Source organism: Kibdelosporangium aridum, assembly GCF_900176515.1.
GTDB classification, from domain to species: domain Bacteria; phylum Actinomycetota; class Actinomycetes; order Mycobacteriales; family Pseudonocardiaceae; genus Kibdelosporangium; species Kibdelosporangium aridum.
In genome coordinates this window covers 848,528-860,849 of record NZ_FWXV01000002.1, presented here as the reverse complement: position 1 = coordinate 860,849, position 12,322 = coordinate 848,528, and the positions used below count along the sequence as shown (strand labels likewise).

The window sequence follows — 12,322 nt, the reverse complement described above, 5'->3', positions numbered from 1 at the left end:
GGTTACCGAAGTCCCCTCGGCAAGAGTTGAGCGAGCCTGCGCACGGCACGGTGCTGCAGGGCTTTGATCGCCCCCTCGTTGCGGTGCATCAGTTCCGCGGTCTCCGCGACCGAGAGGCCTTGCAGGAAACGCAAAGCGATGCACTCGCGTTGGTCGTCCCCCAACTGCTCGATGCACTTGAGCAACTCGGCGTTCGTGATCTTCGACAGCACCTGCTGCTCCGGGCCTGCCTGAACCGTCCGGCCGTCGTCGACTTCGGCTTTGGGCACTTCGAGACGAAAGCGGCTCGACTTGACGTGGTCGAGCACCAGGTTTCGGGCGATGGTGACCAGCCAGGCGCCGACGTCGCGGCCTTGGTACGTGACCGACGTGATGCGGCGTAGTGCCCTGAGGAAGGTCTCGCTGGTGACGTCCTCAGCGAGTTCCTTGTCGCCGACGCGGATCAGGACATAACGGTAGACAACGTCGACATAACGCCCATAGAGCTTGCCGAATGCCGAGGTGTCGCCGCGCTGAGCACTGTGCACCAGGTCCCACGCCTGGCGGTGCTCGGCGTCCGGCTCGTGTTCCGAGCCGGTCTCCGGCCGTGTCTCGGCGCTTGAACGCGCCTGCCACGACGGTGAAGGCATCGGTACTCCCTCGTCGGTTCCCTGGGCGACCGCACCGCCGCACCAGAGCCGTAACGCAGCATACGTGTTGTTACTGCAAAGTAGGTAGCGGGTCGAAGTATGAGGATGAGACACGATAAGAGCACCTGCGTGACGCGAGTGGGGCATGCCACACTGCGTGTCGCGAGATGGCCCCGATAGATGAAGTGAGGTTCGCATGCCTGAGGCGCCGCGCAATGTGTCCGACCTGGTCGCCAACGCGGCCGAGAAGGCACCGGACCATCTTGCGTTCGCCGAAGCGACCAGCGACAACGCCGTGAGCTGGGCAAAGCTGGACAACGCGGTCAACGCCGAGGCTCGCAGGCTGCTGGACGCGGGCATTCAGCCCGGTGATCGCGTGGCCATCCAGCTGCCGACCGGGATCGGGTTCGTGATCGCGCTGTTCGGCGCGCTGCGGGCCGGTGCGACCGCGGTACCGATGGCCGTCGAACTGCCGGACCGCGAACGCGATCGCGTCCTTGACGACAGCAAGCCCAAGGTCGTCACCGATCAGGCGCCTGACCTGGACGCTTCCGCTGAGGCTGTCCGGGGCGCGCCGGGCGGTGAGGACATCGCGCTGCTTTGCTACACCTCTGGCACCGCGGGCACGCCACGAGGCGTGATGTTGTCGCATCGGGCGCTGCTGGCGAATGTCGAGCAGTGCGCCGCTTTGAAGCCCGCGCCGGTCACCTCGACCGACCGGGTTCTGCTCGCCGTACCGCTCTTCCATGCGTACGGCCTCGGCCCGGGGCTCTTCCAGGTCGCCTCGACGGCCGCGAGCGCGGTGCTGATGGACCACTTCAGCGTCGAGCCCGCGCTGCAGCTCTGCGAGGACTTCCGGATCACCGTGATCGTCGGCGTGCCGCCGATGTACCAGGCGTTCGCGCAGGTCCCAGCGGAGCGGCTGGCGACGTCGCTGGCGACGTTGCGGCTGCTCACTTCCGGTGCCGCGCCCCTTGAACCCAGTGTGCTCCAGGCCATGTACCGAGCCACCGGCCTCAACATCTACGAGGGCTACGGCTTGACCGAGACCGGTCCCGTGTTGACGTGGACGCTGGTCGGCGGCGTCGCGAAGCCCGGTTCGGTCGGCCGTCCGATCCCTGGTGTGGAGCTCCGGCTCGTCGACAGCGACGGAACGCCCGGCGGCGACGAGGACGGCGAAGACGATGCGGGCGTTGTGTCTGTCCGTGGCGCCAACCTGTTCAGCGGTTACTGGCCGGACGGCGCGCACGGTCCGGACGCCGAAGGGTGGTTCCGCACTGGCGACGTCGGCTACCTGGACGACGACGGCGACCTGCACCTGGTCGACCGCGCCAACGACCTGATCATCGTGAACGGCTTCAACGTGTACCCGCATGAGGTCGAGCAGGTCCTGGTCGAACTGACCGAGATCGCCGAGGCGGCCGCCGTCGGTGTGCCCGACGAGCGCACAGGCGAGCGGGTCAAGGCCGTGGTCGTACTGCGTGACGGCGCCGAACTGACGGAGGATCAGGTCCGCGAGCACTGCGCCGCGCGGTTGGCGAAGTTCAAGGTTCCCGGGCCCGTCGAGTTCGTCACCACGCTGCCGCACTCCATCACCGGCAAGCTGCGGCGCGCGTCGCTGCGCTAGCCGGATACCGTGATAGCCGTGGCTCATGTGACCGTAATGACCAGGGCAGGCTGTCACGCATGTGAGGTCGCCGAGGCCGACATCGCACGGATCTGCGGCGATCTCGGCGTTTCCTGGTCGGCCGAGGATGTCGACGCCGACCCGGAACTGCGCGCCGAATACGGCGACCGGGTCCCCGTCATCCTGATCGACGACAGGGAACACGGTTACTGGAAGGTTGAAGAGCCGCGCTTGCGCGCGGCCCTCAGCACTGCTTGACCATCTCCTGGAAGTTCTTCCTGAACTCGTCCTCGGTGAGGGCCCGGATGGTGGCCTTCGCGGCGTCGAGGCATGGTTTGGTCGCGGCGGAGCTCTGCTCGGCGCGTTGCTTGTCCGTCACCGCGCTGGCCCGCTCCTTCTCCGTGTCCTCCAATTGCTTCGTGGTCTTGGACAGGTTGCTCCGAACGGTCTGCAGCTCGCTGTTCGTGCCCTTGTGATCGCCTTGTTCGACCAGCCACAGCGCGCCGAACGCGCCTGCGGCAAGCAAGAACACGATGGCCAAGGCGGTCATCACCATCGCTGGCTTGTTCCGCGGCTTGCGCGGCGCAGGCGCCGGGTAAGCCGCCATCGGCAGCGGCCCGCTCGGGTGCTGGACCGGCATGCCTTGCGGCGGCGTCTGCGGAGTCGTTGCCGCGTAAGGACTTTGCGGCAGCACCGCAGCTGGGACCTGGTCGCCCGGCAGCGGCTGCCACGCGGCATCGCTTGGCGCGGCGATGTTCTGCGGTGGCGTGATCGTCAACGGCGGCAGCGCGGGCTGCTCGTCAGGTTGTTGGGCGTCCGGTGTGTTGTTGTCGGTCATCAGCCTTCGCCTCCACAGTGGAACCACGCGGTGTCGAACTTTTCCTCGAACAGCTGGAGGTTCCGCGCAAGCGCCGCCGCGTTCATTTCCTTTGTCGCCTTGGCGCAGTCCTGGTTGGCCCAGGCTGTGGTCTCGGCCGTTCGCCTGGCGTTGCCCGCCTCGGTGACCTGCTTGTCCAAGTCGGCCTGCTTCTTCTCGGCCTCACTCAACTTGGCTTTGACACCGTCGATCTCGGTGCGCACGACCGTGAGGTCCTCGGAAACCTTGCTGTGCTCACCCCGCTCAAGCAGCCACAGCGTGCCGAAAGTCCCAGCCGCGAGGACGAAGAGCACCAGGACGACGAGTGGAACAGTGATCCGCTTGCGTGCGGGCGGGTTCTGCGGAGTCATCTCAGTCATCACTCTTACTCACACCTCGCTCGGATCAGCCGAACAGCGGCGGCGATCGCCCGGTCTGACCCGTCGGATGACGTGGCTATGAGCTCACGGCCAGCCTCGGCACACGGCTTGGCAGCCGCGGCGTCCGCCTCGTACTTCTGGCGTTCGTCGTTGGCTGTCTTGATCCGGCCCTCGGTGTCGACGTGGCGTTTCTCCAGGCCCGCCACTTTCGCCTTGACGCCGTCGAGTTCCGCTCGTGCGGTGCCGAGCTGGCCGACCGTGGCCTTGTGGTCGTCACGCTCAAGGACCCACAACGTCACGAACCCCGCTGTGGCGAGCAGGAAAACCACCGCGACCGTCCAGAGGGCAAAGGTCTTGCGGCTCCGCGAGGGCGCCTCCTGCGGCGGTGGAGCCGGGTCGACCACGTATGTGATCGGCGGTATCGGAGTAGGGCTGCCCTCGTCGGTCATCAGGTCCCCCCTGATCGGAAACAAACCGTCGTCGGGCTTGGTGTCGTCGGAGGGGGCCGGAACGTAACGGACTTCTTACCGCTTGTCGTTCACAGATGCGAGCCATGCGGTCGAAGGCGTCGAATAGGTGTTGTGGAGAACTCTGACAACAGGCTGTCGCCGTGGCGCGCGGTGTGGGCGGGCGTCCTCGGCGTGGTCGCGGCGGTGGCTGCCGGGCACCTCGTCGCCGGGCTGCTCGACGGCAACGCGTCGCCGTTCCTCGCGGTCGGCAACACAGCGATCGACCTGACTCCGGACCCGGTGAAGGACTGGGCGATCGCCACGTTCGGCACAGCGGACAAACTCGTACTGCTGATCGGGATGGCCGTGGTGTTGCTCGGGTTCGCCGCGCTCGCCGGACTGCTGTCCCGGCGGAGCCCCGCACCGGGCACGGTCGTGGCAGTCGTCGTCGGTGCACTCGGCTTGATCGCTGTGATGATCCGGCCCGACCTCGGCCAGTTGGCGATTCTCGCGCCGCTGGCGAGCCTGTTCGCGGGTGTCTTCGTCTTCCGGCTCATGCATCGGCTGTCCCGGCCGCCGATCGAGTCGGCCGAACGCCGCAAGTTCCTGCAAGCTTCGGCAGGTGTGGTCGCGGGCATCGGTGTTGCCGGACTAGGTGGGCAACTGCTCGGCAGCCGTACCGATGTCGAGGGCTCACGCGCCGCGATCGGCCAGCTGACCCCGGCACAGCCCGCGCCGCAGATCCCGGCTGGCGCTGACTTTGTTCCTCGTACGACACGGTTTTTGACGTCCAACCGGGACTTCTACCGGATCGACACCGCGCTGAGCGTGCCGAAGGTGCGCGCGGAGGACTGGGTGCTGCGCATCCACGGCGCCGTCGACAAGGAACTGACCCTGCGCTACGAGGACATCCGGCGCTTGCCGTTGGTCGAACGCACGGTGACGCTGACCTGCGTGTCCAACGAGATCGGCGGTGACCTGATCTCCACGTCGAACTTCATCGGCGTGCCACTCAAGGAGATCCTCGCCGACGCAGGCGTGAAACCCGGATCCGATCAGCTCTTCTCCACCAGCGCCGACGGCTGGACTTGCGGCACACCGGTCGCCGACATCCTCGACCGCGGCCTGCTCGCGATCGGCATGAACGGCGAACCGCTGCCCGTCGAGCACGGCTTCCCCGCCAGGATGGTGGTTCCTGGCCTCTACGGGTACGTCTCGGCCACGAAATGGGTCGTCGACATCGAGTTCACCACCTTCGCCGACAAACAGGCGTACTGGCTCGAACGGGGCTGGGCCGCACGTGGCCCGATCAAGACCCAATCCCGCATCGACACCCCACGCGGCTCGGCGCAAGCGGGCAAGGTGACCGTCGGCGGAGTCGCGTGGGCGCAGACCCGCGGCATCGCGAAGGTCGAAGTCCGTGCCGACGGGCGGGAATGGATACCTGCGCGGCTGGCCACGGAGGTGAGCCTGGACACGTGGCGAATGTGGGAAGCAGACCTGGAGCTGGCGCCGGGCGAGCACACGCTCCAATGCCGTGCGACGGATCAAACGGGCTACACGCAGACCGATGTGATCGCCGACCCCGTCCCGGACGGCGCGACCGGCTGGCACACGGTGACCATCAGCGTGCGCTGACCTGCACCGACCGCCGTCCCCGGCAGCCACCCACCCGAGTGAACTTCGAGCGAAAGGACCGTTCGCGCGGCCATCACCCTTGCGAACCCCCAGCTCACCCCCCACCCCCGGTAGACTGGCAAGCGGGGAGCCCCCGGGAGTGGTGGGGGCTGCGCTGGGGGCGCATCTCTTCGCGGAAATGGGCTTGGAGCTGCGGGTTCTTTGGTTGGTCGGGGGATGGTGGCGTGGGGCATTTTTCGAGCTTGGTCGCGGGACGCCGTCGCATCGGGCGCGCGGGCTTGGTCGCGGCCGCGTCACACCCCTCCAAAGCGGCCCGCGAGGTGTTCGACTGTCCGGATGCGGCGGGGTTGGTTCGGGATGATTCCGATGCCACATCGAGGCCACAACACTGTCACCGAACCCTGGGCGGATGCATGCGATGGCGAGTTGCCCTTAAGAGTCCCTCATGTCACATTCCGCGGACGGCTTGGCCGGGGGATGCTCATCCAATGAGGTCCCTGGGCCGCTTGTCTGCGGGACGCGGTGTGAACCGCGTCAAGCCCAGTTCCAGCCACTTTGTGCATTCGTTCACAAATGGCTACCGTAAGCACATCACGCCGGACGCCTTCCAGTCTCCGGTGGTCGTGCGAACAGTCCGGGTTTCGGTGAGGAGTAGCAGCGTGGCGGCAGCGCGTGGGCATCGTGGCGGTGACCGGGAAGCTGCACCCAACGCAGCCGAAGTCACCATGCCGATCCCGCCTGTCTCAGACACCCCCATGCAGCGGGCGCGTGCCATCCCTGAGGCGGCCGTCGCCCGGCTCGCGGTTTATCTCCGTGTTCTCTCCGGAATGGCCGAGCAGGGCATCGTCACCCTTTCCTCCGAAGAGCTCGCCGCCGCTGCTGGTGTGAACTCCGCCAAGCTGCGCAAGGACCTTTCCTACATCGGTTCCTACGGCACGCGTGGCGTCGGTTACGAGGTCAGCGTCCTCGTCGACCAGATCGAACGGATCTTGGGCCTCACCCGCAGCCACAGCGTCGCGGTGGTCGGAATCGGTAACCTCGGACATGCCCTCGCCAACTACGGCGGGTTCCCGAGCAGGGGGTTCCCAGTGGCCGCGCTCTTCGACGTCGACCCCGATCTCGTCGGGGTGCCCGTCGGCGGCCTCCCGGTCAGCCACATCGACGACATCCCCAAGGTCTGCGCCGAGCGGGAGATCTCCATCGGCGTGATCGCCACGCCGCCCGCGGCCGCGCAGGCCGTATGTGACCGTCTGGTCGCCGGGGGTGTCGCGAGCATCGTGAACTTCGCACCCGTCGTGCTCCAGGTTCCCGACCACGTCGAGGTCCGCAAGGTCGACCTCGCGGTCGAACTTCAGATCTTGTCGTTCCACGTCGCGCGCAGGGCGGACAGCATGAACGTCAACGGGTCGGCATTGGGCGATGTCGACGGGGTGGTGATCGGCCGATGAGTGTCCTCGCGGTTGGGCTTTCCCATCGCACCGCGGACGTCGACCTGCTCGAGCGGGTGGCAGTACCCGCCGAGAAGACCGACAAGGTGCTCGCCGACCTGCTGCAGTGCGCGAACATCTCCGAGGCGATCCTCGTCTCGACCTGCAACCGGGTCGAGATCTACGCCGTCGTCGAGGCGTTCCACGGTGGCCTGTCCGATGTCGTCGACGTGCTGTCCCGGCACTCCGGTCAGCCGACGGCTTCGCTGTACCGCCACTTGTACGTGCACTACGCGGGCGCTGCCGTCGAGCACCTTTTCACCGTCGCCGCGGGTCTTGACTCGATGGTCGTCGGCGAGGCGCAGATCCTCGGCCAGGTGCGCTCGTCGTACAACATCGCGCGCGAACAAGGAACTGTCGGCCGCGTTCTGCATGAGTTGACGCAGAAGGCTTTGCGCGTCGGCAAGCGGGCCCACTCGGAGACCGATCTCGACCAGGCCGGTGGCTCGGTCGTCTCGGAAGCCTTGTCGGACGCGGAAAGCGTGCTGAACGGTCTCGCCGGGCGGAAAGCGCTCGTCGTCGGCGCCGGTTCGATGGGCGGCCTGTCCGTCGCCGCGCTCAAGCGTGTGGAAATCGGCGAAGTCGTCATCGCGAACCGTTCGCGTGCCAACGGTTCCCGGCTGGCGAACACCCTCGTCGATGACGGCATCCCGGCGACCGCTGTGGGGCTTGAGAACCTTGAGCGGCACATCGCCGACGCGGATGTTGTCGTCTCGTGCACGGGCGCGGTGACCGCGGTCATTCGCCAGGCCCACATTCTCAAGCGCGACAAGCCTTTGGTCATCTGCGACCTCGGCCTGCCGCGTGATGTCGAGCATGGCGTCGGTGACATCGCCGATGTCACGGTCGTCGACTTGGAAAGCCTGCAGCGGCGTCTTGCCGACGCGCCGAGCGGCCAGGGTGCCGCGTGGGCCGCGCGCATCGTCGCGGAGGAAGTCCAGGCGTACCTTGCCGCGCAGCGGTCCGCGGAGGTCACTCCGACTGTCACGGCGTTGCGTCGCCGTGCCGCCGAAGTGGTCGACTCCGAACTGCTCCGGCTCGACTCGAAGCTGCCCGATTTGGACGGTGCGGTGCGTGATGAGCTCGCCCGCACGGTCCGACGTGTTGTGGACAAGCTGCTGCACACCCCGACCGTGCGGGTCAAGCAGCTCGCCGCGAACCCCGCTGGCGCCGGTTACGCCGACGCGCTGCGCGAGCTGTTCGCACTCGACCCGGCGAAGCCGGACGCGATCACGAAGTCCCATGTGGACGGTGAACTCTGAGATGAAGCGGACCATCAGGATCGGGACCCGCGGCAGCGCATTGGCGTTGACGCAGACCCGTATGGTCGCCGACGCGCTTGAGCGTGATGGCGACGTGCACGTCGAGATCGTCACCGTGTCGACGCCCGGTGACCGGTCGGACAAGCCGATCGCGGAGATCGGTGTCGGCGTGTTCACGTCCGCCCTGCGCGACGCGCTCGCCGACGACGAAGTGGACGTCGCCGTCCACTCCTACAAGGACTTGCCCACCGCGCCGGACTCTCGGCTCGCACTCGCGGCCGTGCCGCAGCGCGAGGATCCGCGGGACGCGTTGGTGGCGCGGGACGGGTTGACGCTCGGAGAGCTGCCGCCCGGATCGACCGTGGGCACGGGTTCCCCGCGCCGGGCTGCCCAGCTGGAAGCGCTGGGCCTCGGGCTGCGAATCGTCGGCCTGCGGGGCAATGTGGACACTCGGGTGCGCAAGGTCACCGACGGCGAACTGGATGCGGTCGTCCTTGCCAAGGCGGGTCTTTCCAGGCTCGGCCGCCTCGACGTGATCACCGAGGTGCTCGAGCCGATCCAGATGCTGCCCGCGCCCGCGCAGGGTGCGCTCGCGGTCGAGTGCCGTGTCGACGACGTTGACGTCGAACACCTTCTTCGCTCCATTGTGGACGATCAAGCCACCAGGGCTGCTGTAGCCGCTGAGCGGGCCATGCTGGCCAAGCTCGAAGCCGGATGCAACGCGCCCGTTGGCGCACTGGCCGATGTCGTGGAGGACCTCGACGACGACGGGCGCGTAGTGATGCGCCTGTCGTTGCGTGGCGTCGCCGCGGTTTACGCGAAGGACGAGGACGGCAACCCCGTCGTCGTCGATCTGCTTCGCGCCTCGGCCACTGGTGACCTGACCGCTGCCGAGCAGCTTGGCCGTGACTTGGCCGCGGAACTGCTCGACCTCGGCGCCGGTGTGCTGTCCGGCCCCGAGAGCCGTAGTTGATGGGAAGTGCCCTGAAATGACGACCAATGCACGTAAGGCCCCTGGCCGCGTCGCATTCGTAGGCTCCGGCCCCGGGGACGCCGGGCTGCTGACGGTTCGCGCACGCGAGCTGATCGAGCGTGCCGAGCTTCTCGTGACCGACCCCGATGTGCCGGCCGGTGTACTCGCGTACGCCAAGGCCGACGCGGAGGTGCGGCCTGCCGTCGGCCAGCCCGCCGACGTGGCCAAGGACCTGGCGAACGAGGCGAAGGCTGGGCGCTCGGTCGTCCGGTTGGTCGCCGGTGACCCGTTGACGCAGACCGCGGTGGTCGCCGAGACGCAGGCGGTCGCCAAGAGCACCACTGCGTACGACGTCGTGCCTGGAGTGCCTGCGGGCACTGCGGTTCCGGCGTACGCGGGTGTCGCGCTCGGCTCGCAACACACCGAAGTGGACGTTCGCGGCACGGTCGACTGGGCAGGCCTGGCCGGTGTGCACGGCCCGCTTGTGTTGCACGCCAGCGCAAGCCACCTCGCCGAGGCCGCGTCTTCGTTGGTGGAGCACGGTCTTGCGCCGCAGACCCCGGTCGCCGTCACTTCCGACGGCACGGGTTCGTCGCAGCGCACCATCGACACCACGCTCGCTTCCCTTGCCGCGGACGCGGGTGAGCTCGTCGGGCACCTGATTGTCACTGTGGGACAAGAGGTTGCCGGGCGCTCCAAGCTGTCGTGGTGGGAGTCCCGCGCGCTCTACGGCTGGAAGGTCCTGGTGCCGCGCACCAAGGACCAGGCGCAGGAGATGAGCGAGCGGCTGCGGATCCACGGCGCGATCCCCTCCGAGGTCCCGACCATCTCCGTCGAGCCGCCGCGCAGCCCGGCGCAGATGGAGCGTTCGGTCAAGGGCTTGGTGGACGGCCGCTACCAGTGGGTCGTTTTCACCTCGACCAACGCGGTTCGCGCGGTGTGGGAGAAGTTCTCCGAGTTCGGTTTGGACGCTCGCGCGTTCTCCGGCGTGAAGATCGCTTGTGTGGGTGAGTCCACCGCGGCCCGCGTGCGGTCGTTCGGCATCATCCCCGAGCTGATCCCGTCGGGTGAGCAGTCCAGCGAGGGCCTGCTCGCGGACTTCCCGCCGTACGACGACATTCTCGACCCGGTCGACCGGGTTCTGCTGCCACGGGCCGACATCGCCACCGAGACGCTGGCGGCCGGCCTGCGTGACCGCGGCTGGGAGATCGACGACGTGACGGCGTACCGCACGGTCCGCGCCGCGCCGCCGCCCGCCGAGACCCGCGAGATGATCAAGACCGGTGGCTTCGACGCGGTGTGCTTCACCTCGTCCTCCACGGTCCGCAACCTCGTTGGTATCGCAGGAAAGCCGCACGCTCGCACGCTCGTTGCCTGCATCGGCCCGAAGACCGCGGAGACCGCGCGTGAATTCGGCCTGAGGGTTGACGTTCAGCCCGAGGTGCCGCAGATCCCGGCGCTGGTGGACGCTCTCGCCGAGCACGCGGCCCGGCTGCGTGCCGAGGGCGCGCTGCCCCCGCCCCGGAAGACGAAGCGGGCGCGTCGCTGATGTTCCCGAGTCATCGGCCCCGTCGGTTGCGCCGCACTGCGGCGCTCCGGCGGATGGTGAGTGAGACGACGCTGCGGCCGGAGCAGATGATCCTGCCGATGTTCGTGAAGGAAGGACTGACCGAACCGGTCGCCCTGTCCTCCATGCCCGGCGTGCTCCAGCACAGCCGTGACTCACTGCGCAAAGCCGCTGTCGAAGCCGTGCAGGCCGGTGTCGGCGGCCTGATGTTGTTCGGTGTGCCGGAGAAGCACGACGCGGTCGGCTCGGGCGGGACGGACCCGGACGGCATCCTGAACGTCGCACTGCGGGACGTGTACTCAGAAGTCGGCGACAGCACAGTGATCATGTCCGATCTGTGCCTGGACGAGTTCACCGACCACGGACACTGCGGCGTCCTCGACGCGCACGGCAACGTGGACAACGACGCGACCCTGGAGATCTACGCCGAGATGGCGGTCGCCCAGGCCAGCGCCGGAGCCCATGTGCTCGGCCCGAGCGGGATGATGGACGGCCAGGTCGGCGTGATCCGCGGCGCACTCGACGATGCGGGCTTCCAGGACACCGGCATCCTCGCCTACTCGGCGAAGTACGCCTCGGCGTTCTTCGGCCCGTTCCGTGACGCGGTGGACTCGCAGCTCAAGGGCGACCGCAAGGCATACCAGCAGGATCCGGGCAACGTCCGTGAGTCGCTGCGCGAGGTCCAGCTCGACCTGGCCGAAGGCGCGGACATGGTGATGGTCAAGCCCGCGCTGGCGTACCTGGACGTGATCAGGGCGACCGCGGAGATCTCGGACGTCCCGGTGGCCGCGTACCAGGTTTCCGGTGAGTACGCGATGATCGAGGCGGCGGCCGCGAACGGCTGGCTCGACCGGCGGCGCACGATCACCGAAACGCTCACGTCGATCCGCCGCGCGGGGGCCGACATCGTGCTCACGTACTGGGCAGTCGAGGTCGCAGGCTGGCTGCGCGAGGGCTGAGGGTAGCGTTCGTGGTGTGACGAGTTCAGGCAAATCGGACCCGACGCCGACGATGGCGCCGCGGATCGTCAACGTGGCGTTCTGGCTGACCATCGTGGGCTTCAGCATTCTGATCCTGGTCGCCGCCCTCGCGCTCGCGCTGAAGGACCAGTCCATCACGCTGGCGATCGAGAGCCAGGCGCAGCGGCCGGCGGACCAGCGGATTTCACCGGAGCAGATCAGGCAGGGCATCAACGTCGGTGTCTGGCTGAACCTCGCGTTCGCGGTCATCATCGGCCTGCTCGCGGCCTACATGGTTCGGCAGGTGCGGGCGGGTGACCGCAAGTCCAGGTTCCGCTTCACCATCCTGGCGATCCTGTTCGTGCTGCTGCAGTTGCTGCTGCACGGCCTGAACATCCCACTCATCCCGCTGGCGGGCATTCTCTGCGTGCTGACGTCGGTGGGTTTGTTGTTCTCCGGCACGTCGACCCGTTTCCTGAGCGAGGAGTAGGAGTT

13 protein-coding genes are annotated in these 12,322 nt (G+C 67.6%); 9 read left to right on the top strand and 4 right to left on the bottom strand.

Going from position 1 to position 12,322, the window contains the following annotated elements:
• Positions 1-2: 2 nt before the first annotated feature.
• On the bottom strand, positions 3-629 hold the full coding sequence (locus B9C43_RS13590) for a sigma-70 family RNA polymerase sigma factor (protein WP_051895886.1): 627 nt from the start codon (positions 627-629) through the stop codon (positions 3-5).
• Between the two features lie 196 nt (positions 630-825).
• On the opposite strand from B9C43_RS13590, the gene B9C43_RS13585 reads away from it, so the two are divergent.
• Together B9C43_RS13585 and B9C43_RS13580 are read left to right on the top strand one after the other, a co-directional pair.
• Positions 826-2,256 carry an AMP-binding protein gene (locus tag B9C43_RS13585; RefSeq protein ID WP_084426522.1) on the top strand — a complete coding sequence of 477 codons (1,431 nt, stop codon included), beginning with the start codon at positions 826-828 and terminating at the stop codon, positions 2,254-2,256.
• A gap of 18 nt (positions 2,257-2,274) precedes the next feature.
• Positions 2,275-2,514 carry a glutaredoxin family protein gene (locus B9C43_RS13580; RefSeq protein ID WP_143446313.1) on the top strand — a complete coding sequence of 80 codons (240 nt, stop codon included), beginning with the start codon at positions 2,275-2,277 and terminating at the stop codon, positions 2,512-2,514.
• Here the strand turns inward: B9C43_RS13580 and B9C43_RS13575 are convergent.
• The 3 genes from B9C43_RS13575 to B9C43_RS13565 are packed head-to-tail and all read right to left on the bottom strand — an operon-like array spanning position 2,501 to position 3,941.
• A complete protein-coding gene (locus B9C43_RS13575; protein ID WP_084426519.1) occupies positions 2,501-3,094 on the bottom strand; it encodes a DUF2339 domain-containing protein in 594 nt (197 codons plus the stop codon). The genes B9C43_RS13580 and B9C43_RS13575 overlap by 14 nt on opposite strands.
• Positions 3,094-3,492: a hypothetical protein gene (locus tag B9C43_RS13570; protein ID WP_143446312.1), complete on the bottom strand. Its 399-nt coding sequence runs from the start codon at positions 3,490-3,492 to the stop codon at positions 3,094-3,096. The genes B9C43_RS13575 and B9C43_RS13570 overlap by 1 nt, the downstream gene beginning before the upstream one ends.
• Positions 3,493-3,497: 5 nt before the next feature.
• Positions 3,498-3,941 (bottom strand): hypothetical protein, encoded by a 444-nt coding sequence (locus B9C43_RS13565; RefSeq protein ID WP_084426513.1) that lies wholly within the window; start codon positions 3,939-3,941, stop codon positions 3,498-3,500.
• 132 nt (positions 3,942-4,073) lie between these two features.
• Between B9C43_RS13565 and B9C43_RS13560 the strand changes: the two genes are divergently transcribed.
• The 7 genes from B9C43_RS13560 (at position 4,074) to B9C43_RS13530 (ending at position 12,317) form a co-directional block, all read left to right on the top strand.
• Positions 4,074-5,579: a molybdopterin-dependent oxidoreductase gene (locus B9C43_RS13560; RefSeq protein ID WP_143446311.1), complete on the top strand. Its 1,506-nt coding sequence runs from the start codon at positions 4,074-4,076 to the stop codon at positions 5,577-5,579.
• Between the two features lie 659 nt (positions 5,580-6,238).
• Complete coding sequence (locus B9C43_RS13555) at positions 6,239-7,027, top strand: redox-sensing transcriptional repressor Rex (protein ID WP_407657089.1); 789 nt, start codon at positions 6,239-6,241, stop codon at positions 7,025-7,027.
• Positions 7,024-8,328, top strand: a complete 1,305-nt coding sequence (locus B9C43_RS13550) for a glutamyl-tRNA reductase (RefSeq protein WP_084426511.1) — start codon at positions 7,024-7,026, stop codon at positions 8,326-8,328. Before B9C43_RS13555 ends, B9C43_RS13550 begins: the two co-directional genes overlap by 4 nt.
• Before the next feature lies 1 nt (position 8,329).
• Positions 8,330-9,301, top strand: coding sequence for a hydroxymethylbilane synthase (hemC, locus tag B9C43_RS13545; protein WP_033384577.1), 972 nt, complete (start codon positions 8,330-8,332; stop codon positions 9,299-9,301).
• A gap of 16 nt (positions 9,302-9,317) precedes the next feature.
• A complete protein-coding gene (locus B9C43_RS13540; RefSeq protein ID WP_033384578.1) occupies positions 9,318-10,850 on the top strand; it encodes a bifunctional uroporphyrinogen-III C-methyltransferase/uroporphyrinogen-III synthase in 1,533 nt (510 codons plus the stop codon).
• Positions 10,850-11,827 carry a porphobilinogen synthase gene (gene hemB / locus B9C43_RS13535; protein ID WP_051895892.1) on the top strand — a complete coding sequence of 326 codons (978 nt, stop codon included), beginning with the start codon at positions 10,850-10,852 and terminating at the stop codon, positions 11,825-11,827. Before B9C43_RS13540 ends, hemB begins: the two co-directional genes overlap by 1 nt.
• A gap of 16 nt (positions 11,828-11,843) precedes the next feature.
• Positions 11,844-12,317 (top strand): hypothetical protein, encoded by a 474-nt coding sequence (locus B9C43_RS13530; protein ID WP_143446310.1) that lies wholly within the window; start codon positions 11,844-11,846, stop codon positions 12,315-12,317.
• Positions 12,318-12,322 lie beyond the last annotated feature (5 nt).

What these genes read in the sequence shown, in the direction of transcription:
- B9C43_RS13590 (WP_051895886.1), bottom strand. Translation starts at nt 629, where the DNA reads ATGCCTTCACCGTCGTGGCAGGCGCGTTCAAGCGCCGAGACACGGCCG.
- B9C43_RS13585 (WP_084426522.1), top strand. Translation starts at nt 826, where the DNA reads ATGCCTGAGGCGCCGCGCAATGTGTCCGACCTGGTCGCCAACGCGGCC.
- B9C43_RS13575 (WP_084426519.1), bottom strand. Translation starts at nt 3,094, where the DNA reads ATGACCGACAACAACACACCGGACGCCCAACAACCTGACGAGCAGCCC.
- B9C43_RS13570 (WP_143446312.1), bottom strand. Translation starts at nt 3,492, where the DNA reads ATGACTGAGATGACTCCGCAGAACCCGCCCGCACGCAAGCGGATCACT.
- B9C43_RS13565 (WP_084426513.1), bottom strand. Translation starts at nt 3,941, where the DNA reads ATGACCGACGAGGGCAGCCCTACTCCGATACCGCCGATCACATACGTG.
- B9C43_RS13550 (WP_084426511.1), top strand. Translation starts at nt 7,024, where the DNA reads ATGAGTGTCCTCGCGGTTGGGCTTTCCCATCGCACCGCGGACGTCGAC.
- hemC (WP_033384577.1), top strand. Translation starts at nt 8,330, where the DNA reads ATGAAGCGGACCATCAGGATCGGGACCCGCGGCAGCGCATTGGCGTTG.
- B9C43_RS13540 (WP_033384578.1), top strand. Translation starts at nt 9,318, where the DNA reads ATGACGACCAATGCACGTAAGGCCCCTGGCCGCGTCGCATTCGTAGGC.
- hemB (WP_051895892.1), top strand. Translation starts at nt 10,850, where the DNA reads ATGTTCCCGAGTCATCGGCCCCGTCGGTTGCGCCGCACTGCGGCGCTC.